Annotated in this window: 22 protein-coding genes; 5 read left to right on the top strand and 17 right to left on the bottom strand. The window is 61.6% G+C overall.

The window, feature by feature from the left end; genetic code table 11:
• Positions 1 to 37: 37 nt before the first annotated feature.
• Complete coding sequence (locus SKC41_RS26505) at positions 38 to 910, top strand: pyridoxamine 5'-phosphate oxidase family protein (protein WP_330980680.1); 873 nt, start codon at positions 38 to 40, stop codon at positions 908 to 910.
• 107 nt (positions 911 to 1,017) lie between these two features.
• On the opposite strand, the gene SKC41_RS26500 is transcribed toward SKC41_RS26505, so the two are convergent.
• The 7 genes from SKC41_RS26500 to SKC41_RS26470 all read right to left on the bottom strand — a co-directional run bounded on the left by SKC41_RS26500 (position 1,018) and on the right by SKC41_RS26470 (position 8,363).
• The gene (locus tag SKC41_RS26500; RefSeq protein WP_330980679.1) at positions 1,018 to 1,473 is read right to left on the bottom strand and encodes a hypothetical protein; all 456 of its coding nucleotides are present in this window, start codon (positions 1,471 to 1,473) and stop codon (positions 1,018 to 1,020) included.
• 65 nt (positions 1,474 to 1,538) lie between these two features.
• Positions 1,539 to 2,513 (bottom strand): alpha/beta fold hydrolase, encoded by a 975-nt coding sequence (locus tag SKC41_RS26495; RefSeq protein ID WP_330980678.1) that lies wholly within the window; start codon positions 2,511 to 2,513, stop codon positions 1,539 to 1,541.
• 340 nt (positions 2,514 to 2,853) lie between these two features.
• Entirely contained in the window at positions 2,854 to 4,104 is a 1,251-nt protein-coding gene (locus tag SKC41_RS26490; protein WP_330980677.1) for an MgtC/SapB family protein, read from the bottom strand.
• Positions 4,105 to 4,284: 180 nt separating this feature from the next.
• Positions 4,285 to 4,701 carry a hypothetical protein gene (locus SKC41_RS26485; RefSeq protein WP_330980676.1) on the bottom strand — a complete coding sequence of 139 codons (417 nt, stop codon included), beginning with the start codon at positions 4,699 to 4,701 and terminating at the stop codon, positions 4,285 to 4,287.
• Positions 4,702 to 4,717: 16 nt separating this feature from the next.
• Entirely contained in the window at positions 4,718 to 6,214 is a 1,497-nt protein-coding gene (locus tag SKC41_RS26480; protein WP_442931808.1) for a glycoside hydrolase family 130 protein, read from the bottom strand.
• On the bottom strand, positions 6,211 to 7,233 hold the full coding sequence (locus tag SKC41_RS26475; protein WP_330980674.1) for a glycosyltransferase: 1,023 nt from the start codon (positions 7,231 to 7,233) through the stop codon (positions 6,211 to 6,213). The genes SKC41_RS26480 and SKC41_RS26475 overlap by 4 nt, the downstream gene beginning before the upstream one ends.
• The gene (locus tag SKC41_RS26470; protein ID WP_330980673.1) at positions 7,230 to 8,363 is read right to left on the bottom strand and encodes a glycosyltransferase; all 1,134 of its coding nucleotides are present in this window, start codon (positions 8,361 to 8,363) and stop codon (positions 7,230 to 7,232) included. The genes SKC41_RS26475 and SKC41_RS26470 overlap by 4 nt, the downstream gene beginning before the upstream one ends.
• Before the next feature lie 578 nt (positions 8,364 to 8,941).
• On the opposite strand from SKC41_RS26470, the gene SKC41_RS26465 reads away from it, so the two are divergent.
• Positions 8,942 to 9,883, top strand: a complete 942-nt coding sequence (locus SKC41_RS26465) for a hypothetical protein (protein WP_330980672.1) — start codon at positions 8,942 to 8,944, stop codon at positions 9,881 to 9,883.
• A 4-nt stretch (positions 9,884 to 9,887) separates the two neighbouring features.
• On the opposite strand, the gene SKC41_RS26460 is transcribed toward SKC41_RS26465, so the two are convergent.
• Both SKC41_RS26460 and SKC41_RS26455 read right to left on the bottom strand, forming a co-directional pair.
• Positions 9,888 to 10,739: a DUF2637 domain-containing protein gene (locus SKC41_RS26460; RefSeq protein ID WP_330980671.1), complete on the bottom strand. Its 852-nt coding sequence runs from the start codon at positions 10,737 to 10,739 to the stop codon at positions 9,888 to 9,890.
• Complete coding sequence (locus tag SKC41_RS26455) at positions 10,736 to 10,966, bottom strand: helix-turn-helix domain-containing protein (RefSeq protein ID WP_330980670.1); 231 nt, start codon at positions 10,964 to 10,966, stop codon at positions 10,736 to 10,738. The genes SKC41_RS26460 and SKC41_RS26455 overlap by 4 nt, the downstream gene beginning before the upstream one ends.
• Positions 10,967 to 11,178: 212 nt before the next feature.
• On the opposite strand from SKC41_RS26455, the gene SKC41_RS26450 reads away from it, so the two are divergent.
• The 3 genes from SKC41_RS26450 (at position 11,179) to SKC41_RS26440 (ending at position 14,625) form a co-directional block, all read left to right on the top strand.
• A complete protein-coding gene (locus SKC41_RS26450) occupies positions 11,179 to 12,237 on the top strand; it encodes a DUF2971 domain-containing protein (protein ID WP_330980669.1) in 1,059 nt (352 codons plus the stop codon).
• Positions 12,238 to 12,334: 97 nt separating this feature from the next.
• Positions 12,335 to 13,297: a DUF2971 domain-containing protein gene (locus tag SKC41_RS26445; protein ID WP_330980668.1), complete on the top strand. Its 963-nt coding sequence runs from the start codon at positions 12,335 to 12,337 to the stop codon at positions 13,295 to 13,297.
• 443 nt (positions 13,298 to 13,740) lie between these two features.
• Positions 13,741 to 14,625: a hypothetical protein gene (locus SKC41_RS26440; protein WP_330980667.1), complete on the top strand. Its 885-nt coding sequence runs from the start codon at positions 13,741 to 13,743 to the stop codon at positions 14,623 to 14,625.
• A 502-nt stretch (positions 14,626 to 15,127) separates the two neighbouring features.
• Here SKC41_RS26440 and SKC41_RS26435 read toward each other — a convergent pair.
• From SKC41_RS26435 to SKC41_RS26400, 8 genes are all read right to left on the bottom strand, one after another.
• Entirely contained in the window at positions 15,128 to 15,655 is a 528-nt protein-coding gene (locus SKC41_RS26435; RefSeq protein WP_330980666.1) for a zinc ribbon domain-containing protein, read from the bottom strand.
• Between the two features lie 190 nt (positions 15,656 to 15,845).
• Positions 15,846 to 17,156 (bottom strand): hypothetical protein, encoded by a 1,311-nt coding sequence (locus SKC41_RS26430; protein WP_330980665.1) that lies wholly within the window; start codon positions 17,154 to 17,156, stop codon positions 15,846 to 15,848.
• A 74-nt stretch (positions 17,157 to 17,230) separates the two neighbouring features.
• Positions 17,231 to 18,655: an ADP-ribosylglycohydrolase family protein gene (locus tag SKC41_RS26425; RefSeq protein WP_330980664.1), complete on the bottom strand. Its 1,425-nt coding sequence runs from the start codon at positions 18,653 to 18,655 to the stop codon at positions 17,231 to 17,233.
• Between the two features lie 185 nt (positions 18,656 to 18,840).
• The gene (locus SKC41_RS26420; RefSeq protein WP_330980663.1) at positions 18,841 to 19,383 is read right to left on the bottom strand and encodes a recombinase family protein; all 543 of its coding nucleotides are present in this window, start codon (positions 19,381 to 19,383) and stop codon (positions 18,841 to 18,843) included.
• Between the two features lie 177 nt (positions 19,384 to 19,560).
• Positions 19,561 to 20,163, bottom strand: a complete 603-nt coding sequence (locus SKC41_RS26415) for a hypothetical protein (RefSeq protein ID WP_330980662.1) — start codon at positions 20,161 to 20,163, stop codon at positions 19,561 to 19,563.
• 8 nt (positions 20,164 to 20,171) lie between these two features.
• Positions 20,172 to 20,675 (bottom strand): hypothetical protein, encoded by a 504-nt coding sequence (locus SKC41_RS26410; protein ID WP_330980661.1) that lies wholly within the window; start codon positions 20,673 to 20,675, stop codon positions 20,172 to 20,174.
• Between the two features lie 858 nt (positions 20,676 to 21,533).
• Positions 21,534 to 22,637, bottom strand: a complete 1,104-nt coding sequence (locus SKC41_RS26405) for a hypothetical protein (protein WP_330980660.1) — start codon at positions 22,635 to 22,637, stop codon at positions 21,534 to 21,536.
• A 2-nt stretch (positions 22,638 to 22,639) separates the two neighbouring features.
• Entirely contained in the window at positions 22,640 to 22,936 is a 297-nt protein-coding gene (locus SKC41_RS26400) for a hypothetical protein (RefSeq protein WP_330980659.1), read from the bottom strand.
• Between the last annotated feature and the right edge of the window lie 12 nt (positions 22,937 to 22,948).

Genomic DNA, 22,948 nt, shown 5'->3' with positions numbered 1-22,948 from the left:
ACGGGAAGATCTGCAGCGTCGGCGGCGTTACCCAACCGTGGCATCAACGGGTTTCCACGAGGGTGAGGTTGCGACCCAACGCCGGGCCGGCGTCGAACGGGCCGCACAACGCCTGGAAAACATGCTTAGCGCGCATGGCTTATCCGGGGGTGCTGCGCAATTCCTGGCAACGCAGCGGTTTGCCGCGATCACCGGGCGTGACCGCGAGGGAGTGCTCTGGGTCTCCCCGTTGTCGGGGCAGCCGGGGTTCCTGCGCGGCGCCGAAGACACGGTGCGGATCTCGGCCGTTCCGCGCGAGGGCGATCCCCTGCACCGGATGCCGGCCGGCCAGCAGGTCGGCCTGATCGCCATCGATTTCGCCGCCCGGCGCAGAATGCGCATCAACGGCAGCCTCACCGAAAGCGACGGCGCCGGCCTGGCGGTGCGCGTCGAGCAGGCGTACGGAAACTGTCCCCAATACATCCACCGCCGCGACATCAACGTCGCCGCCGTCACCGCCCCTTCCGAAACTCCAAGGCAAACAACATCTTTGAGTGCTGCGGATCAAGCGATGATAGAAGCCTCGGACACGTTCTTCCTCGGTACCACGCATCCTTTTCGGGGCAGTGACGCATCGCATCGCGGCGGCCCTCCCGGATTTGTTCGGGTTGGCTCCCCCGAAATGCTGTGGTGGCCGGATTACCCGGGCAACAACATGTTCAACAGCTTCGGCAACCTGGCGGTCGACGACGAGGCCGCGCTGTTGTTCGTTGACGTCGCCACCGGCGCCAGCCTGCAGCTGTCCGGCAGCGCCGAGGTGGAGTGGACGCGCCCCGGGGCGGACGGTGACGACGGCGGCGTGGGACGTCGCGTCGTATTCTCGGTCGGCTCAGTCGTCGCGTCGGGAGATCTGGGCACCAGGGCAAGCTAGCCAGCCTTGGTCTCACGCGTGCAAGCATTTATGGCCGCGATGCCGTACCCAAAAGTGTTGCGGGTGAGCAGGATTGGGAACCGCGGATCTGCTGGGCGCGGCGGCCTTCAACTTAGATCTGTGGTCAAAATGGCGTCGACCGTCCTCATGTGTAGATTCGCCTGCTGCAGAAGCGAATCGGCTCGCTGCAAATCAGCTAAGGTGCTGTCGGGCCCAAGCGACATGCAGATGTGCATCGCAGCGTGAACGTCGTCGATCTCCGATTGCAACGCAGTAGTCAGTGCCGGGTCCGGTGTAGGCAGATGGGCCTGAAGGTTGCCGCTTAATTCGTCGTGGGCCAGTGAACACGCTGACCGGAGTACGTCAATGTCATTGGCGGTGATCGCATCGATCACCGCCTGCATATAGTTCCTCGTATTGTCGAAGTGTTCTTTGGCCTGTGAAAACCACTCCGGGACGCCGGGGTAGACCGCGTTAGCGGTGGCAGGTGTCCCGACAGCTATCAGAGCGGCAGCGGCTGCAGCGGCGCCACCCAAACGTTTGTGAATCTTGTGGCTGGCCATGAGCGAAACTCCCCTTATCGCGTCGTGTTTTTGGGCTAGGCAACAGATTGTGGGATCGGTGTGATCTACCCTTCGAGCACAGCCGCAGCGGTGCCACGGTCGCCGGTCCCCAGCTTCCCGCTCGCGGTCGCATCGAGGCTTGCAATAAGTTCGGCGACCCGTGGCAGCACCAGGGGCAGGCATTCGTTGAACAAGAGGTGGTGGTCGGTGTCGAACACGACGAGATCTTTGGCAGGGGCGACGATGCGGGCGAAGACTTTCTGTGTGTAGTCGAGGCTGAACAAGGGGTCTGCACGGCCCGCGACAACCACGACCGGGCACGTGATCGTGCCATCGCTCATGGCTGTCAAATCTGCGTTGAAGAGATCGGCCAGAAATGCCAGAGGGTAGGCACGCAGACCGAGTGGGTCGAGCAGGAATTGCTCGGCCGTCCAGGGCTCGCGGCACACTCGGGCCAGGTCCAGGTAGATATTGAACCGGATTGGTAGCCGCGGTGCGAGCTTGGCCAGCACTCGAAGCCCTCGTACGAACGGTCGGTAGCCCGCTTGGAGAAACGTCGGGAATCGAGAGACCGAGGTCGACTCGGGCAGGGCCGGATCGAGGATGTTGTGAGCGAGGACGCCGGCGAGCTCGTGATCACGGGTCGCAACGATCATCGCCAGCACACCGCCCTGACTAGAGCCCACCACGACGGGCAATCTGCCGAACCGCGCCCGAGCCCATGCGATCGCGTCGAGGGCGTTGTTGACAAGAGTTTGCAGACGCAGCAGCCGCCCGATGCGAGGACTCTTTCCATGCCCTTCGGCATGCACGCCGACGACGGTAATGCCTTGGGCGGCAAGGCCGTCGCAGAACTCTTCATAGAAGAGCGGGTGCGTCATTGTTCCGGGCAGAAACACCACCACCGGGCCGCCCGAACAACCGCGCCACACCGACAGCACAATCGGAACGTCCGCGGAGGTAATCGTCACCTCCTCATAGAGTTGCGGGTGCTCCACCTCATTGCGCAGCCGCTGATTTCGGTCGCGCACTTCGATCACCTCATTCACAATCCGACTCGATTGCTCTGCGGCCCACTGGATCCGGGTTTCGTCCGCATCGTGGACACACACCACAGGGTGCTCTGGGAGAAGGACCGGCGACAGGGTCACAAGTCCTAACTACGCAGGTCTTTTGATCGCAAGTAACCGCCTTGGCGTTTTGCGGGCAGCTCGCCACCGTGTACTGGTCGCTTGATGTCGCGTACTGGTCGACAGAGTTCTACAGGTGTGAGCGAGCCTAGCTCCAACCCATTCACCTTGTCACTCAGCCTATTTGATCGGAAAAACTACTGAGACCTTCGCCCAGGGAACGCCTACCGCTGCAAATGCAGCTCTCGGCTCACAGCACGGCCACGGTCGCCGCCAAGGCGACACCGAACACCAGGGCCGGCACGGACATGGCGGCAAGAAAACCAAGCCCGAAGCGACGACCGCCGGCGGTGAAAGCCAACACCGTCTTCACCAGCAGGTTGGAACCCAACGCTGCAGCCACCGCGACCAACGCGGTGTCGACGGTGATGTCGCCCTTGGCGGCGAGGCTGGCGGCCGCAACCGCGCCGGCGTGAGCATCGGCGAGACCCGCAGCGAACGTGGCAACCACCACCCCTTTTGGGCCGAATATGTCAGCGCCCCAACGACCAACGAGCAGAGCGAAGGTCAGCACCGCGGCCAGAACGAGCGCGGGCCGCAACGCGAAGGGTCGGCTTGCCTTCGTCGCCTCGACTTCCTTGCCCTCCGCAGTATTCTGCTGGTGAGTGCCACCCCGGTAGACGAAGGCGGCGACGCCCACCAGCACGACCGCTCCAGCGGTCACTGGAGGCCACAGGCGGCGCAGCAGTTCGACGTCGACGAGCGCGATCACGATGAGCAGCTGCACGAAGGTCGCGAGGCTCGCGAGCAGTGCACTGGCGAGGGGCGCACGCAAGCTGGTAGCCGTCCGGCTGAGCCGGCCCATCGATGCCGTCGTCGCAGTCGCCGAGACGAATCCGCCAGCCAAACCGGCGACGAGCACGCCCCGTTCGGGCCCGAGTGCCCGAACACCGATGTAGCCGACCCAGCCGATACCCGTGAGCAGTACCACCAGGAGCCACACCTTCGCCGGGTTCAGTACGCCATACGGTCCGAGCTGCTGATCCGGAAGCAGCGGCAGGATCACGAGCGCCACGACGAAGAACTTGATGGCGTCCTCTACTTCGACGTCGCTGACGATCTCGCGGGCAAAGCGATGGATGCGCTCCTTCGACACAAGCAGACCTGCGACAACCACAGAGATGGCCACGGCCAGAGCCGGACGTGTGTAGGCGAGCGCACCGAGCAGGTAGGTCGCGAGTGCGGCGATCGCTGTGGTCGTTCCGGGGTCTCTTTCGCTGGTGCGAAAGTATGCGAGCGCCAGCAGCGCCCCGACGACAACGAGCCCAGCCAGCACTGCCCACTCGTTGAAGCTCGCGACGATGGCCCCAACCAACGACAGGAGCGCGAACGAGCGCGACCCGGCAGGGAGCCTGCGGCTGTGGCTGCGTTCGCGCTCCAAGCCGAGCAGCAACCCAATGGCCAGCGCGACTAGGAACGGCTGGATTTGCTGCCAGCTCACAACGACTCCCGTTCAGCAGACCAACAACAGCACAACAATTATTGGCCCAACAAACAGGAATCCCCGGCCGGCCACGGAACCCAGCAACATTGGACGCCGTCTCAAAATAGACCGCATCTGAGAGCCACACGAGTACGCGTGGCGGTAACCCCGCGCGCGCAGCACGCGACACTCCCGCAACTACGGTGCAGGCGGGATGCGACGCCCCTGCAGCGAGGAGCCCGGGTGGCGGATCGTATTGCGCCCGAACTTGCGATTGTGCATGGGTTCGCGGGCCGACTTCTGGTGTTCGAGCTGCCGGATCAACTCATGCTTGGCTTCGTGAAGGGCGCGCGTGATGTCGGGGTTGTCGGCGACGGCCACCAGTGGCGGGAGACCAGGCAACGTCGTGCGCAACGTGACGCGCTGCTCCTTGCGGCCGCGGTTCTGTAACGAGACTTCCAGGCTGACGTCAAGCGCGTCCCAGCGGCCCAGATGCGGCTCGAGCGTCGCCAACGCCCCCAGGACGTGCGGACGTTCTTTGGCGACGAATCCCGCACCCATGTGCAGGACGTACTCGCCGAGCGGATTGCGCGCTCTGGCGGTGGACCTTTTCATCATGCTGATTGTGACCTCATCTCGTGCGATCTGGCTGCTGAACGATCGTGTCCAGCAGCTGCGGAAGTTGCGCGGTGGCGATGCCGATGGCGCCGTCGGCAATCCCGTACGGAAGCACCAGGGTGTCGGCGTGAACGAGCGCGCCGCAGGAGTAGACGACGTTGGGCACGTAGCCGTTTTGTTCGTCGTGGGCGGGGCTCAGTAGTGCGCGCCGTAACCGGCCGAGCACCCGGGTCGGGTCGTCGAGGTCAAGCAGAATCGCGCCGATGCGATACGTGCGCATGGGTCCGACGCCGTGGGTGAGCACCAGCCACCCTGCGTCGGTTTCGATTGGCGGGCCACAGTTTCCGAGTTGCAGTGCTTCCCACGCCTCGGCCGGTTGCTGGCAGGGCGAGGCGCTCGTCCAGACCGCAAGATGGTCGGCGAAGGCGACGGTGTTCGACTCGCGGTCCGATCGTGACATGGCCGCGTAGCGACCGTGTATTCGCCGGGGGAACAATGCCAAACCCTTGTTGGCCGCGGCCTTCCCGACGAGCGGCCCAGAGGTGAAGGACCGAAAGTCCTTGGTCTCGAGCAGTTGTTGGCTGATGTGGGACCCGCTGTAGGCCGTATAAGTGGCGTAATAGGTGACCGAGCCGTCGTCATCGACGAAGCGAACGAAGCGGGCGTCTTCCATGCCGGCCTGCTCGGCCTCCATCGACGGCCACAGGACGCGCTCGGAAACCGATACCTCGCTGGGGAATTCGATTGCATAGCACCGAGCGGCAATAGCGTGGATCAGGGCGACGGTGCGCTCGACATGCCCACGGGTGCTCAGGTGGGCCCGGAGATTGTCGAGTCGCGCGTTCAGGTCGGATCGCGTGAAACGGTCGCCGAGTCCATCTAGGACGTAGTTCGCGGCCTCACCGCCATCGCCGAAGCAGTCGAGTTCGGCGCGGAACACCGCGGCCTCGAGCAGCGCGTCCGATACGCTGCCGGTAGTGGCGAAGTGAGCCGGCTCGTCGATCGTGGCCCGGCCCGAGGCGTCGACGACACCGGTGCGGAACCCGATGGACGAGCGGTGTCCTTCCCCGATCCCCCGCACGCTCATCACGAATCTCAGGCTGCCTGCCGCGGTGTCGGTCTGGTCGGGGTGGGCCACAATGCTGGGGTTGCACAGCGCCGCCCCCTCGATGGCGTACTCGCTGGTAAAGGCCGCTCCTAGCAACAGGATTCGCGCATCGGAGAGGTGGGTATCGGGATCCAGGCGGTCGGCGAGCTCGCGGGCGTGCCGACGGAAGGTACCCACCAGGTCACGGTGGCGTCCGTCGAAGCGGGTCATGACGTCGTCCAGGGACGACCGAACGTCGTCGTCGGTCAGCGCGAGGATGCGCTTGAGCACCACTCCGGCCCGTGACTCCTGAAGCTCGAAGCCCTCCTGGCCGGGCACGAAGAGCCGGGTGATCACCCGCGCCGAATTCGCCGCGATGCGGTCGGGGCTGCGGGTGACGAGCCCGGTACGCATCAAAGTCATTGTGGGACCGGCGAAAAGCGCTGTGCATGCTGCAGAGTCGAGATCACCGCAAGGGTCGATTCGGCGCCCTGGTTGAGGTTGACGCAATCGGCGAGCAATCCGTCGAAGCCACCACCGGTCTGGGTGTCCCACATGACCAACCCGGAGTCGTTGGCGCCCTGGAACCAGGCGACGGCCGACCGGATCCCTTCCGGCCAGAGGGCCCGCGGATCGGCAGCCATGGCGCGTGCGCAGGCGTCGGCGAGAGTGGCCACCTCGATCGGCTGCTGATCGAAGGCGGGCAGGCTGTCCTGCGGTCCCCGGCCGCCCACGGCGGTGGGCGACAGGTGGCCGTCAATCGTTTCGTAGTCGAGCAGCCATTCCAGCAGATCCAGGCCACGCTGTTTCAGGTCCGGGTCGTCCAGCGCGACGCCGGCAGCGATCATCGCCTCGGGGAGAATCGCATTCGCGTAGGTGAGCCTTGGCTCGGGCCATGGCCAGTCGGACGTGGTCTCGGGTCTCGCGACAGTGGCGGCATAGTCGGTGAGGAGTCGCAGGGCTGCGGAATTACCGGGCTCGAAGTTGAGTAGTTCGGCGGCGCCGACGGCGGCGAACGCCATCGCCCGCGGCCACGGTGACCTGGCCTTGGCAGCGCGCTCGAACTGAATCACGGCCAGTCGGCGCACCAGGGACACGCTGCTGTGGGCGGCGGCGGTGCCGAGCCCCCAGATGCAGCGGCCCCAATGGTCGGCTGTAGTGGGCTGATCCGTCCACCGTCCGGCGTGGTCCATCCGGTTGCGGCAGGAGCCGTCATAGGACTGGGCTTCGTTCAAGAACTGCAGGGCCTTGCGGGTAAGACCCTTCACGGCCCCCGGTGCGTCGGGCTCGCGGGTGCTGACCACGAGCACTCTGGCCATGTCGTCGGTGCAGTACCCGTGCTCACGGCGGGGCTCGCTCATGCAGGCGTGCTCGAATGTGGCGCGATGGTCCGTCATGTGCAGCAGGTGTGCGAACACCGGCGTGGGCGCGGTGCCGGTCACGTCAGCGCGGACTGGGTAGCAAGCAGCCGTTGCGCCACGCCGAGGTAGGTGTTGGCAACGACGGGCCAGGCGACGGTCGGGGCCAGTCCGCGGGCTTCGGCGGCCATGGACTCGGCGACGTCCGGATCGGTGAGCAGCCGGCGCAGCGCTGCGAGGAGTGCGTCGGGTTCGTCGTGCGCGACGACGATGCCCGCGCCGCTGCCGAGAAGCTCGACCGCGTGCGGGAAAGCGGTTGCGACGATCGGCCGGCCACTCGCGACGGAGTCGACCAGCACACCGGAGGTGACCTGGTCCTTCGAGTCGTAGGGCAGGACTACAACGGTAGCGGCCTGGATGAGCGCGGTGAGCTCTTCGGGGGTGCGGTACACGGCGTCGAAGGACACCGAATCGGTGACGCCGAGGCGTTTCGCCTGCGCGACAAGTGCTTCGCGATATCTTTCCCCCTGCGCGGCGAGGACCTTGGGGTGAGTGCGGCCGGCGATGATGTACCGGGGCGGATTGGGCAGGTCCGTCAGCGAAGCCATGGCGTCGATGACCCGCTCGATGCCCTTGCCCGGTCCCAGCAGACCCCAGGTCAGCATGGTCGGCCGGTCAGGATGCTGCATGCCGTTGGTCCTGGGGAGTGCTGCGCCGTGCGGGATGACGGTGACCTTGTGGTGGTCGACGGCGAAGCCTGCGTACAGGCGTTGGCGGGCCACCTGCGACATCACGATCACTTGATCGGCCAATGCCATCACCGATTCGAGCACCGAAAGTTGGTGTGGTGTCGGATGTTTGAGCACCGTGTGAACGACGACGATCGACGGGACGCGCAATCCGGCCATGATTTGGACGACCTCGTCTCCGTCGGGACCGCCATAGATGCCGTACTCGTGCTGGATGACGGCGACGTCGCTCTGGTTGAGGAGCTCGGCGGTCGCCGCGACCGACGCCGCCGAGCCATTGACGAGTTCGCCTGTGACGTAGGCGTTCTCGCAGACGTCACCGTCGGCGATGCGCACCACATTGACGTCGGCGCCTCTGGCGGTGAGTCCGTTCACCAGGGCAGCGCTGAAGGTCGCCAGGCCGCATGGTGTGGGCGAGTAGGTGCCGAGGACGCCAAAGCTCGGCACGTACGAAAAGTGTTGCATCCCAAAGGGTGCGATCAACGGCTGAAACAACGATCGAGCATTCAAAATTATCCCGACTGAGCGGTTAGAAAATATGTGGCCGGCGTGAGCGGATGCTCGGGCAGATCAGCGTCAGAAGCTGAGCCATTCCGGATCGGCTGGGAGTACCAGCACCCCTAACGCTACACCCTCACTGGTCGAAGCGCGTGGTCGCGGATATGCCCGCCGCCATCTTGACCGGAGTGCTTACATGAGGGCCAGGCAGACCGCTTTCGATGCCTGGACTGTTTCCTGGTGGAGCTAAGGGGATTCGAACCCCTGGTCTGACCAGGCAATATGCCGGCCTACCTGCCGTTTCGGTCCGTCTCGGTCCGTTTCGGTCCGTTTCGGTCCCGCTTGTTACCTGCGGATTCTCTTTCAGCTCTTGACGGCGTCAAAGGCCGCTCCAACTGCTGCACCAACCTTTCTCTCACCGTATGGCCCAGCGCCCCGACCCTGCCACTCAGGATCTACCGCCCACCATGGACTTGGTAACCCCGTCCCCAGCTCGGCGCGTCTCTCTCTACTCACTGCCTCGTCAGCGATAACTTCGAGGGCTGATGCCCAAGCAGACCAACGACTTCCAGCAGCTCATCGCCATGGTGGTAGAGCTGCTGGAGGACGGTGCGGTCGTTGAGGAGTCGAGGGAGTTTCCAGATCCGGACACCGGTGTGATGCGTGAGGTCGATGTGTATGCCCTCATCCGAGGCAAAGCCAACGGACAACAGATCGCTATCGCGGTCGAGTGCGTGGATCGCTCCCGGAAGATGGACGTTACGTGGGTCGAAGGGATGTACGGCAAGCACAGCGTATTGCAGGTCGCCGATCTCGTGCTGCTGGTCTCTGCGAAGGGTTTCTATCACTCGGCGGAGGTCAAGGCGAGGAGGTTCGGCTACAAAACGATCACCCCGGCGATCTCAGAGAAGCGCTTAGCCGTCACGATCTTTGGGGCTGGCAACCACCAAATGGGACTGAACATAGGCCATATGCAGCTTGTCAATCTGAATGTGCAGATGTCCGCCACTGGCCTCACGCCTGATTTCGCAATGGTGGAACCAGACGCCAACGTTTGCCTCTACAGGCGCGCCGACGGCGCGGAGCTGGTGACTGCCCAAAAGTACGCAACGGACATAGCCTTGAAGAACATGACGACAAAGGCCCCGGCGTTTCTGGCCGAGCAAGGGTCGCAGGAGCTGACGACGATCAGAGTCGATGCCCCCACGATTGATGGTGAGCGACTTCACGTGTTGATGCAATCGGCTGACGACGAGACGGAACTCCTAGCGGTACTGGACCAATTGGAGATCACCGTCAGACTCTCGGTCACCGGCATGACCCACCACACCCTCACTCATGGTGGCAACTTCAACGGTGCTGACTTCGCAACCGGAACCGGGCAAGTCGGGGACTACCCTTCACGATTCACCATGGTGAATACGCCCGCTGGCCCGCGAGGCATGCTGCGGACTCAGTACTACATCCCGGAGCAGAGCCAGTCTTAACCGGTCAACCGACCGCCATCAGCTCCCGATGCCGATGCGCTGCGGCAGCCTCAACGATCCGCTGCGCAGTCCTGTAGTTGATGCCTGACGTTTTCGCCGCAGCGTTAATTGACGCTCCGCCAAGCCTTGCGCTCAGTACCGCTATAACAGTCTCGACGGGCTGCGTAGTAGCACCGGTTGCAATCAGCTCGGATGCAAACTCAGCATCGACCGGCGGAATTTTTGCATCAAGCGGTGCCGCGCCAGTTTGCGCTGATGCCTGCACCGTATGTGCGCGATTGGGCTGCACCGCTGCAGAGGTCGTTACCGGCACATTGCTCCGCGCAGACGGCGCGAGCTGGGCTCTTGCGCTCTTTGTCGCAGGTGTCCCCGGCTCCCGCATCGCTGGAGTTTGTGTATTCGCGGGCAGAGCCCCGGTGCGGGAGCGGCGTGCTGGCTTGTCCCCCAGCGCAACCAACATCAAGGTGCTAACGGCGACTGTCGTGTCGATGATCGCGGGAAAAATCCATGCCGTTGCAGCGCTATATCCAATCGCCAGCATCAGGTCTCGTAGCGCAAGGAAGCTCAGAGCGAACGCGCCAATCCCGATTGCTGCGACAGCACCGAGCGCGCAGCGGTAAGCCATGCCCGATGCTCCCGCACGGACGGCGAGTGCGATGCCGTGCACGGCAGCCAGAAGAGCGATGGGAGGCACAGTAGCCGCGCCGATCTGGATGACGAGGCGCGAGATGTACGGCAGCACGGCGTGCGCAACATTGCCGATGAGGCTGACTGTTGTCGCTCCGATCAGGACGCTCCAGAAGAACCTGAGAGCGCGACTGTGGTTACGCAGAGTGGTTTCGACATGCCCCGTCATCTCGGCCTCCTCGTGGATGTGAGGTCATACGTCACGGTCTCGCCAGCTACTTCCACAACGATCTTGGCGTCCGCCCTTAGCGCCGCCAGGTACGCCGCCAACGTGCTGATCAGCATGTCGTCCTGCCGCTCGATCTTGCTGATCTGTGCTTGCCCAACACGGAGTTTGGCGGCCAGCTCCGTCTGGGTCAGACCGGCTGATCGGCGGAAAGCAGCAAGGTCGATCACGCAGCAAGATACTACTTTGAAGGAATACTACTGCAAAGTAGTAATCCCCTAAAGGCTGCGATCTAGCGCGATCTTCTGAAACCGCCGCAGGTTCGAATCCTGCCGGGGCACTCTCTGATCAGCAAAGACGTCAAAGGGTGCGAGATCCGTGCAACTGACGAGCTGCACAAACGCGCTGCCGATCATCCACCTATGGCCTCGCGTCCGCTGGCATGTCTATTGCCGACGCTGAAACGCGAACCTACCGGGCGAACATTGAGGCTCGCGTGCTTCTGAGTCGGGCCTGCGCGGGCGAGTCGCCTTTGATCACGCGACCCGGTGCGCTTCACTGGGCGTCGATGCCAGTATCAGTTCCAGTCATCGAAGACGACCCCCTGCCGGACGAGCCCCTCTATCACTACACCGACGCGGGCGGCCTGCACGGAATCCTCGAAAAAGAAGCGCTCTGGGCGACGCATGCCGCATACCTCAACGATTCGCAAGAGTTCGTCTTCGGTATTCAAAAAATCGAGGCGGAACTCCGCCAGCTGGCACAGCACCCACCCGATGAGGCGAAGGGCGCATGGGACCCCAACTTGCCTGAGTGGGCTATTCAGCCCGCAATCCAGCTCGCGATAAGCGGGCTCGGTGCGCGACTTGGGAAAGCAACAGTATCGCTACGCGAGAACCTCGGCCCATACGTCACATGTCTCTCACAATCCGAGGATCAACTCAGTCAGTGGCGTGGATACGGTCAAGGTGGCGGCTACTCGATACGTTTCAACACGCACAAACTGCGCGAATCAGTGCGGGACCACAACGCCGATCATCGCGTTGTTCGGATGCGATATGAAAAGCGCGGGGAGTTCGATCCGTCTCTGCGCGAGGCCATTATCCAGTTCATCAAGGATGTTGCGCCGACCCTGCCAGGTACGCCGGGAACGTGGGATGACGATCCTGATCGACCCCGGCGAATCGAGGACGTCATGAACCCTGTGCTCGATTCACTGCTCAGCAAGGCGACGCGGCAGAAGCACTGGGGCTTCAGAGAGGAAAAGGAGTACCGCGTAATCGCTTTCAGCACCGCCGACTTCCACAGGGCACAAGACACCGGTCTTATTCCTCGCATGAACATCACGTTTGATCCGCCCTGCATCGAAGAGATCATGATAGGTCCCGGTCAACACATGGAGACGCGAGAAGCATCAGTCCGGTCTTACATCCAGAAGCACAGCGACCGATACCAGCACGTCAAAGTCACCAGTTCCGAAACACCGTTCACCGGAATATGACATCCCGCATACGTACCAAATACGTTATCTTACAATACTTTTGGCCACGGTATGGGCGTGTCTGAACCTCACATCGCTGAAATCACCGGTGAATCGAATGAGTGACCTCGCCGCCGAGCGACGTCGTGCGAATCCTTACGTACCAATGTCATTGCCAGCTCCAGTTATCGAAGATGACGCCCTTCCGGATGAGCCGCTCTATCACTACACCAGCGCGGGCGGTCTGCATGGGATTCTCGAAAGCGAGGCGCTCTGGGCGACGCACGCCGCATACCTCAACGATTCACAAGAACTCATCTTCGGCATCGCCAAGGTTCACGCCACGCTGTCTCACTTCGAAAACAACCCGCCCGAAGAAGTAATGAAGGATGCGTATTGGGCCCCATACGTGCCTCAGGAGACGCTTCCGATGTCCGTCGCCATGTCTGCACGTTCTCTCAGCATACGAATGCAGATGGCGTTGGAATCTGTCCGCGAGAACCTCGGCCCGTTCGTCGCATGTCTCTCGACGTCCCCTGACCAACTGAGCCAATGGCGCGGTTACGGTCAGGGCGGTGGTTACGCCATAAGGTTCAACCCCCAAAGACTGCGCGAGTCAGTGCAGAGCCACAACGACACGCGTCGATTCGTCCGGATGAGATACGAGAAGTCCGACGCGGAGGATCCGTCGCTCCGCGCTAAGCTTATCGAGTTCATGAAGAGTGTTTCGCCTATGACGCCGGTGGGCCGTCAGACCGCGAAGAGTAATGCGCTGGTTGATCCGCACATCAATTCCCTGCTGGGAGTGGCTGCGTGTCAGAAACATTGGGGCTTCAGTGAGGAAAACGAGTACCGCATAGTCGCTTTTGGCACTCCCGACCTTCACACACCACAAGACATTGGTCTCGTTCCCCGGATGAACATACGTTTCGATACGTCCTGCGTTGAAGAGGTCCAGATAGGTCCCGGCCAGCATATGGATACGCGGGAATCATCTGTCCGTTCATATTTCAAGGCGAACGATGACCGATACCCGGACGTCACCGTCAGCCGGTCGGAAACGCCATTCACGGGTACGTGATCAGCGATCAAGCAGAAGACGTCTGGTAAACCAACTGGCGCAACAGGAGTCGACCCTTCGCCCCGAGATCGGCAAAGCCAACGCGGCGGTGCTGAATGATTTCCAGACGCTATCGAACGCGGTCCGACTGAAGGAAGCCTATATAGCGGTAGGCGCAATTCTGGTGAGTGTCGCCGGGTACATCTGCCAATTGATCGGATAGTAAGCATCCTTCGCCAGCCAGCGGCGCTCACCGACTGGAAGCGTAACGGCGCTAACCTGATCCTCATGGCGACATCGGAAGTTTACGAGGCGACGATCCAGACTTCCAAACTCGGTTAACTAGGGTGCTCAAAGAGTTTACCGACCGGCATAGGGCGAGATCCACCCAGCTAGTTCCGTTGCTCGGTTGATTGTTTCCGGGCGGATGCTGGCCAGCCTGTCCTTCAGTTAAGGATAAATCGATGATGGCGAGACTTTCTTGGATTCGCAGCAGGCTGCGTGGCCGACCTGCCGTGCCGACCATGCCAACCGATTTTGCTCCGCTGCCGCGACGTGACGGCTGGGTGCAGCGGATAATGATCCATCCGTCGACCACGTTGAAGATTGCGAGAGCGCCCTGGAAAGATGCCCCTGATCTACCGGGGTACAGCAGTTGGCAGTCCTTCGTAGCGACCCTGGACGCAGCCACGCGCGCAAGAGTTGACGACGATACGCTCCGCATGTATATGACGCGCGGGCTAGTCGATGAAATTATCTTCGCCGCAGGCGGGATCGAGCGAGAACTTGAGGTCCTGCGGGAAACGGCAAAAATTGCCCAAGCCATGGCGGATGCTTTTATTGCAGCTTTCCCCGACGCCTTCCACCAGGCAGTCGCACAGAGCGTGGAAACCCGTACTGGCGGAAATGCCTCTCACCACGCTGCGTATGCGGTGATGAATGCTCTGAGCTGGATTCGCGGCGTCCGGGAGCGGGTCAGCCATACGTTTAGGGGTCGGCAGGTGGGATTGCTGCCCTCACTGAAGGACGGCGAGCGCCTGAAAGCAAAAATCCAGGCTAGTTTCGATCAGAATTTAGAACCCGCGCTGCAGGATGCACGGAAATTCGACAATTATGTTCTACACGCAGGAGCGATACATGGTGGTGGAACACCAGGGTACTTTATACGGCCTGATCAGACCGTATACTTTCGTTTTCCAGACGACCCCAGCGCCGCCGGGATCACGACGTGGCACGAATTTCGGTACACAGCAGGCCGGGACGCATTGAATTACCTAGAGCAATTGTTTGAGACGGTAGCAACCTTCATCGACGATCTGCTAGATGCTTTCGACGCCGAACCGCTGTGATACGGCATAAATCTCCCGCCGGGCGAGGACTGGCTCACCGAGCGCTTCGAGGCGACCACCGATCTGGCACCAGGCAGGGTCCACGCGGCCCGCATCCGCACTCCATCAACAACTTTCAGCACCACAATTTCGGAGAAGCGTCCAAGCGATAGGCAGCCGATACGGTTCTACAAGGCAACTGACTTGCCGCTCCACCTTGAGTACCACGTCGTGCTTGGCAATAGCACTGCGCAAGACGCTACCGTGCCGGTAACCAAGGCAATCACCGTGGGCCCGATGACGTTGAAGTCAGCTATGCGGGTATTGATCATGGCGACCTTCTGGAGATGGACCCTCAGTCCCAGGAAATCATTGACTTGGTGAAGGGCGAACGCGGCTAGGGGTGCGCCAGGCAACACTGGATTCGTCGCGGGCAATGCCGACGGCGTTGTAACGTTCCTGGATCTCGCATCGGTCAAGTCGCCGGAGTAGATCAGGGAACCAAAGTCCAGCCTGGGCTGCTTTAAGTAGTTCGGCGTCTCAGCTTCGTGTCACACTTCTTGCATACGAAGGTCGAATCGCTCAGCGGAACTGTCTGCACATGTTGGCACTTGTGGCACTTGACCTTTGTGGACTTTGAGCGTGGGATTGCCGTCTCGGATGCGTCAGGAGCGGTGAAGCGGTAGCCGCAGTGCTTGCACACCTTGGCGGCGGCGAGGATGGTTTCCGCACAGTCCGGACAATTCCTTGTCGGTCCCTGCGCCGCAGCCACGGCATCGGCCACTTGCGGTACTGGACGCGGCGGCAGGTCCCCCCACTCCCTGCCATTCCAGAATCGCTGCCCTCCGCTGCCCTCCGGATCGGGATACCAGCCAGATGGTGGCAGGCCGGGAGCTTGAGCACGCATGAAAAGCTCGATTATGACGCCGACTACGCCGAGCAAGCCGCCAAGTAGCAAGCCCTCAGTCCAGTTGCGATTCTTGGACTTCGCAATCGCCGCCCCTATGGCTGCGCAGAACAGCCAGAGGAGGACCACGGTTTCTGTGTTCACGACAGGAGGTTAGACCCCGTGTTTGGCGCATCGATGTGTTTTTTGAAATCTGGGCTGGGAATAACTGACGCCGAGGCGTAAGTCCCCATGGAGTGGGATCGCAAAAATTGGTTACGCTCGTCGAGCAGCTTCAAAACTGGTTCGCCGCACTCGAACAGCGTTGACACGCAACAGAACACAGTAGGTGAGGTCACGATGAGAACTGCCTCGGCGGCCCAGTGGGATTGACGTAGCGCAATCCACGCTCTATTTCGAGCCGCACCACGGTGCCCCCGAGGGTAAGCGGGCCAATGTGCCCGGAGACCACTTCGCAGATGCCGTCGGGCCGCATGTGCCCGAATCGCCGAATTGGGGTTAAGCCGACGAGATCCGAAGTCTCGCAACGTGCCAGCATCGTCCATAGCTCTGGGTCGTCAGGATCGACTCTTGGCGTTAATGAGCGCAGCTGGACCACGGTCGCATCGGGGCTGAACAGGTTCGCGGCGGCCTCCCGATTCAACGGCCCATCATCATCAGAGACAACCAAGGGAAACTGCGGTAGAGCATTCTGTGCCATCAGGTCGAACCCGTCCCGCGTCAATGAACCCGACCGGCCCTGCACGTGAAGGTGTGTTTCGATCAGGTTCTTGATGTAATCCCACAGCCGACCCAGCGACTCGATCAGCTCAGCCCTGTCGGAAGTGTCGTGGGGCAGGAGGTAGTTCTGTCCCCTCTTCGCGTGCATAAGGCCCGACCGTTCATCGCTGTACACCCGCCGGTAGATCCACTTCTTGTGATTGGTGACTTCTGGCGGCGTGAGGGTAGCGAGGGGTACCAGCTTGTCCGCATGGTCAAGAGCATCCATGAACCACTTGTTCTCAGTCTCCCACCGCGTTCCACCGATGCTCTGCGGCTTTGTCAGACAGCGCCACCGCCTGCGCCGTTGTTGCTCCGTAGACACCCGCAGCCTTGGGCGAAGATCACTCAGCAATGATTCAAAGGCCAGGAACAAGTTCCGGTATGCATCGAATAGGTCCTCCGTAGTCCGGGCCATTCGAATGAATCTGAATGCGTCATCGGCCATCGGTGTCGGTGGCGGAGGTGCTGGCTTGATATTGCCGTGGGCGTCTCTCACCTCAAGCGTCACCGTCATACGGATCCCGAACAACTGCACGACCCGGCACCGCATAACCACTCCGCCGAGGGCAGTATCCGGCCACCAGACCAGGCTCTCGTCTAGCGCGTCACTGATCACGCAGTCCGCTTGCCTTGTGACTGAGAGGTAGTCCAGGCCACGGTTAGCGGCATTCAATGCCTCGATGAACGTAGCTTCGTAGTCGGTTGCGGTCGATGGCCCGCAGGTCACAACAATGTTCTTGCCGCTAACCACCGTGGTGATCCAACCATCAAGCGACACGGAGCATGACGCACTCGCGCGGTTCCGCAAGAGAAATACCGCGCCGTTGCGCCACGTATCGCACGCATCCTGGAGCGGGACCCCGCAATACTCCCCGATTGTCATCTATTGACTACCCGCTGCACGACCGAACCTCCTTCGAGGTGATCCGCGCCACCACGGCCACGCCCACAACATGATCATGGTGCCAGACGCTGTATCGCTTGGCGGAACAACGGATTCGGCCACGCATCTGGCAGGACCGCCACGATCTCCTGCAACGCTCGGACTCCGCTAATGCATTGTTTGCGCGCGCCGTACAAGGCTGCCACAGTAGGTGTCCGGCTTTGGCATGCCGCACAGTGCAGCAGCACCGTACGTCCTTCGTTGCGCAGCTGCTCGATGACTCGCACGGTGTCAGTGAGCACGAAGTCCAAATTAGGGTTGGCATCCGGGTCCACATCATCGATGAGCCGGATGTCGATCTGATCTACGCCCCTTGGCAGGTCATCATCGTGCAAACGACACAGGGACACTACCGCGTCCACGTCAGGGGGTAACGCCCTCAGCGCTGCAATGTTAGCCAGCCATACGCCGTCGTCATGCGGATGCCGTACCGGGGCCAGTGGTTCGGCATCGTAGCTGAACGACTTGTCGGCCCTAACGATTCGAGCAGCCAGCCCGACTAGGCCGCGTGACTCCAATCCCGGCCAGCCATGCAGGAGGCGACGCCACTCTGCGGGGACGGCTGACGCACCGTATCCCGCACCGAGCAATCCGCCCGCGATAGCGGCGACAGTATCGGTGTCGTTCCCACACCGAACGGCAGCATCAAGGGCCAAACGCAGATGATCCGCCCGGAAAACTCCTGCTGCCGGGTCGTCGCCCGGAACTGGCGTTGTGGCTATAGCCGACCATGCGGCCTGCTGGGCCGTTACGACCCAGCCGTTGTTGGGAAAGTCGACTGGGCGGGCGTTTTCTGCTGCGTCGAGCCGTGCCGCCCAGGTGCCTCGCCGCTCGGCGGGTAAATGCGGCAAGCCAATACGTGCATCGATGCGACCGGTGAGGATGGCGTGGCGGATCGCCAGGGACCACAGAACGCAGGCATCACCGGCCTCAGGGTCGAAGTGGGTCAGCTCGCTGACTGTTCTGGCCGCTTCGATGAGGCCGCTTTCGTCGTCGAGATACGCCAAAGCTATTGGGGCGGTGCGCATCAGCGAGCCATTGCCCGCCGTGCGTCCTGTGCTGTTGTGGAGTTCTGCCGATGCTTCGCGCGCAGTTCGTGCGTTAAGACCAACGGAACCTGCGGTCCGCAAGACGTTACTGGTCTGAATGCCAACATCCTTCGCCGTCTGCATCCACTCGTGCCAGCGCTGAATGACGGCGTCGAGGGCCTCTTCGTCGCGCAAGTCAGCCCGAGTGGCCGCCACTTCGCCTATGACGATGGCCATCGACGTGTCGTCGGTCCACTCACCAGGCTCCCATGGGCCGCCACCACCCATGACAACCTCCAGCTCCGGTCCACGTGGCGGGCCGAACTCGTATGGGGCGCCAAGGGCGTCACCGGCAGCTGTGGCCAACAGAGCGCCGACGGCGCGGTCGAGTTGTGCGGGAGTCAAAGTCATAAGGAACCTCTCCTTTCACCGACTGCAGTTGGGACACAAGTGGTCCGAGCCGGATGCTGAAGTCGTGCAGGACCTAGCGGGCTGTGACGACCCCCGTTGGGGGTACTTGGAAGCAGATGCCCCCATCGGGGTGATCGGATCAAACCCCCGCCGGGGGTAAGGCGGATTGATGCCCCCGCCGGGGGTTATACGGCTTCGTCCGCGAGGTACCGGTAGAGCGTTGCGCGGCTGACGCCAAGGTATTTGGCGGTATCCCGAGCAGTGTGCCCGTCGTCCTTCATCCGCCTCGCCGTGGCGATGTGGCTGGCGTTCGCGACCTTCTTGCGCCGACCGAATTTGGTGCCCTTCGCCAGAGACATGGCTCGCTTGAGGGCCGTGCGCTCCTTCACTAGCTCGCGCTCGTATTCGGCAAGGGAACCCAAAACCCCAATCATCATGCGTCCCGCCGCCGTAGAGGAGTCGATGCCGTCGGAAGTCGAGACCAGCGTGATGCCACGGTCGGTCAACGCCTTCACCGTTTCCAGGATATGGAGGGTGTTGCGACCCAGCCGGTCGAGCTTCCAGACCACCACGGCGTCACCCTCGCGAACATAATCCAGGAGTGCAGCGAGCCCTGGGCGGTCATCGCGAGCACCAGACATGGTGTCGGAGAACGTCTTCACCACGCCAGCGGCAGCGAGAGCTGTGTTCTGCTGATCCAGCGTCTGCGCAACGGTGCTGACTCGCACGTAACCGACGCTAAGGCCACGTTCACGCGGCCCCGAAGAAGCGCAGTCAGTGTTTAGCACGTCTAATTATAGCATAGACAGCAGTGAAGTGACGGAAGTTCAACCGCCAGATGGGCGATTTGCCAATTTGATCTAGCGAGCCGGAGTGCCTGAGAATGACTTCGCGCGTTGAGCCGGTTAATTCGTTTTGCCCCATACAAAGTTGTCAGGTGGCCACAACCAGCCGTCCTCGAAGATCCACCATCCGTTCAACTGGACCCCTTGCACCTCTGCGACCGCAGACGTGCACCACAGGTAAGCCGAGGTAATGTCGTTAGGGTCGGGAGGTGAGTTAGGGTCTCCGATTTCGCGCCGACTAGCCGAGTTCGCCGTATTCCGTGCCACGCTGAGGGCACTATTTTGGCGGATCAGGTTGCTATTGCCGTCGTTGCCGTCGCCTTCACAAGCGACGGCTTCTGCGTTCCAGTCTCCAGTGAGCGCGATAATGGAATCTTTATCACGTTGGCGATCTGCGGGATTATCGGAGCCGCTGACTTGCTGCAGCAGTACCGCTCTTTTGGCTAATTCCGCACTCAATGGGATCAGTGCATTAATGCATTGTGTCTTCCGGTCGCGCAGGTCATCTAGGTCGTGGTTCCAAACCTGGATAAGACTCATCACCACACCACCCACAGTAAAGATCACTCCAAAAAGCGCGATAAGTTCACTCGTACCCTTCAGTCTATCGAGCAATCTCCGCTTACTGCGAGGGGACGACGTCTGCGATGGTGTCTCGGCCATGGCGCGATTCAGAACGTACCCGGTGGCACGGGTGCCGAGGGCCACGAGCTGAAGGGGGCCCAGCCCAAAACGCCTTGAGCGTCATCCGAAACGACCCCGACCCCGTCAACTTTTGGTAGCTGGCCCGGAGAATAAGGTATGTAGAAAACGACGTCCCCTCGGTTGCGACCGCCCTCGAAGTAGGTATCCGTTGGCCCAAGCGTTTCGCCGTACCACAGGGTCGCCCATGTAGCGTCGCGCGCATCAACCATTTCGTAGGCATGGTTTCTGTTTGCCGGGATGGCGGTATAGGTCGATCCTTCAATGTTGACTGCAGAAGGCGAACCATCGGCAAGCTTTCCATACCAAGCGCCATCGCCGCCCGGCATTCCGCCGCGCACCATCGCTCGAATGTTTGCGACGCCGACATGGACACTGCCCTGACCCGTGTTCACGAGCTTCAGCTTTAACTTGACCTGAAACTGGTTATGCGGTGCTTCACACAGGCAATAGTCGGCGACGGTGACGGCCACTGGATAAGGAGATGCTCGCTGCGACGGTGTGCTCACCGATGGAGGCGTGGTCAAAAATGGCGGCACTGCCAGAGGCGCATTCTGCCCGGTGTGTGAGCATCCAGCGACGCTGATCAGGAGAAACCCACAGATCGTGATTCTTCGCACCACAGTACCCATATGAGTCCCCCATCGTCATCGACCGTCATCGCAATCGTGCAGTCTCATAATCCCGTATCGCTGTTATCTCGACGCCACTTTCGTCGCAGAAGAACAACCCCAATGTTCAGGTGGTGACACCAGTCATGCAAGAGCCGGGTTGCTGGACTCGCGGACCGTGAGAAGCGGGCAGCCCATACTCGGCTAACGGCACTTTAGCCTAGGGATAGTAGTTCGACCTGTCGATCAGCTCAGCTTGTCACGCGACGAACTTGCGCTCCATGACGCCGAGGCGGACGCCGATCCAACTCGTTGTCGGCGTGACTCATCCAGACGGTCTTTTGAGACATACTGAGGGAGACGTACTTTCGAGACTATGCGAACTGGGAAAACAAAGCTCCGAAGTGAGCGATGAAGGCTGTCTCGTTTGTGCTCTATTTTGCGACTCGATCTCGATCACAGCGACCTGCAGCCTAGCCATAGAATTTCGGCTGACCACCGTCGGCATCGCAGTCTGCCGAAACCTGCCCTGCCGCAACTATTGCCGTGTCCTTATCGCTGTGACGCCAATAATCATCACCAAGACGAGGGCTGCGACCACAGCCACAATGAGATGGACTGTTTGGTGGGTTGTCGCAAAAGTGAATGCTTCTCCACCCGCAACGCCTGCAAACGCAACGGTGGCGACGCCAATGACTTTGGCTCGTTTCGCTGACATTGCTACTTGGCCCCAAATGCGTTTGCGCCCCATATTGAGGCGAGATAGCCGGAGACACCGGTGATCGCGCCGACGGCACATCCTCCGGGAACAGTGACAGTTTCTGCGGGCGGGAACACTGCGGACGGAAGAGCGGCGGCGGCACCGCCGCTGACACATCCGGCGAGGCCGCTACCCAGGACACCGCCAACGGTGACGTTGTGCTGAGCGTTTTGCATGTCGCTGATCACCTTGCCCTGGCTGTTGACCTGGTTGACCAAGTCCGGGTAGCTCGGTAGCGGCGCTGCGCCAACAGCGGTCGGCGCTGGCGCTGGCTTCACACCTGGGATGTTGGGTGGCGGTGGGGCCGGTGGCAGGTTTTGAGGTGTGAGGAGCCCGCCGGTCGGATCGACGGGACGCGGTGAACCCGGAGGAGCAGACGCCGCAACTTGCGGCGGCACCGGAAATGGGCCAATTTGCGGCGTAGGCGATGGTGGGTCAGCCGGTTGGTTCGCGTCAACCAATCGAATGTGAGGCCCACTCGGGTTGGGGCCGTTGAGGATCCGGTCATCCGGTGACCCCAAGCTGACTTGACCGCCCGCGCCACTGGATGCTCCCGCGAAGTCCATGCTGCCGACATCGCCGACCGCTGAGGTGAGCTGTCCAGAAACGTCGGTCTCCAAGCCGAGTAGCTGCGCCGCACGCTGGTTGATATCACCTGCGAACGCTTGCGCTTGGGCTTGACGAGCGGCCTGCTCCGCAACTGTTCGACTCGTGCGGGTGTCGGTGACGGACAAGTCCTCACCAACCTGAAAGCCTTCGTTCTCTGCGTCTTCGACGGCATAGAGGGCTCGTCGCTGTGCTGCGCTGATGTTGCTAGCCCCGGTCCGCGCGATCTGGGCCGCGTTCCGCAGCAGATCGGCTTTGGTGCTAACTGCGGCCAGGTCGCCCCCGGCTCGGGTGCGCAACGCCTCGCCACCTTGGCCTTCCCACCCAATGGTGTTGGACTGGTTCCGCACCTGGGTGAATGTGTCTTCCCAGCGGTCGGCTGTGTTCGTCCAATAGGCAGCGGCGCTGATCAAATGGTCGGTGTCCCACCCCTGCAGCTGCGAAAGTGTCGGCACCATCGTCACACCATCACTACCGGCGGTGCGACAGCGGCGAGTTGGCCCTGCCCGCTGACATCTTGGTTTACGTAGCCAGCAGCGGCCGATGTGACCTTGGCAGCTGTGTCTTGGATACGGACCGCGCACGCTGCCGACCCCATCCCGATTCCCGCATCGATAGTGCCGACCGCTGCCGTGGTCGGCTGAAACGGCTGCCCCGGCGACGGTGCCGTGGTGGCCAGCCCGGCGCACAAGCCCCGCCATTGCGCGGCTGCCTGTAGGAGCTGGTCAGACGGCACCTTGAGTTCGTTCGTCCCCATTCGCCAATTTTA

Source organism: Mycobacterium sp. 050128 (genome assembly GCF_036409155.1).
Taxonomy (GTDB): Bacteria; Actinomycetota; Actinomycetes; order Mycobacteriales; family Mycobacteriaceae; genus Mycobacterium.
Note: the sequence above shows the minus strand (reverse complement) of the source record. Positions and strands in the feature narration are given on the sequence as shown.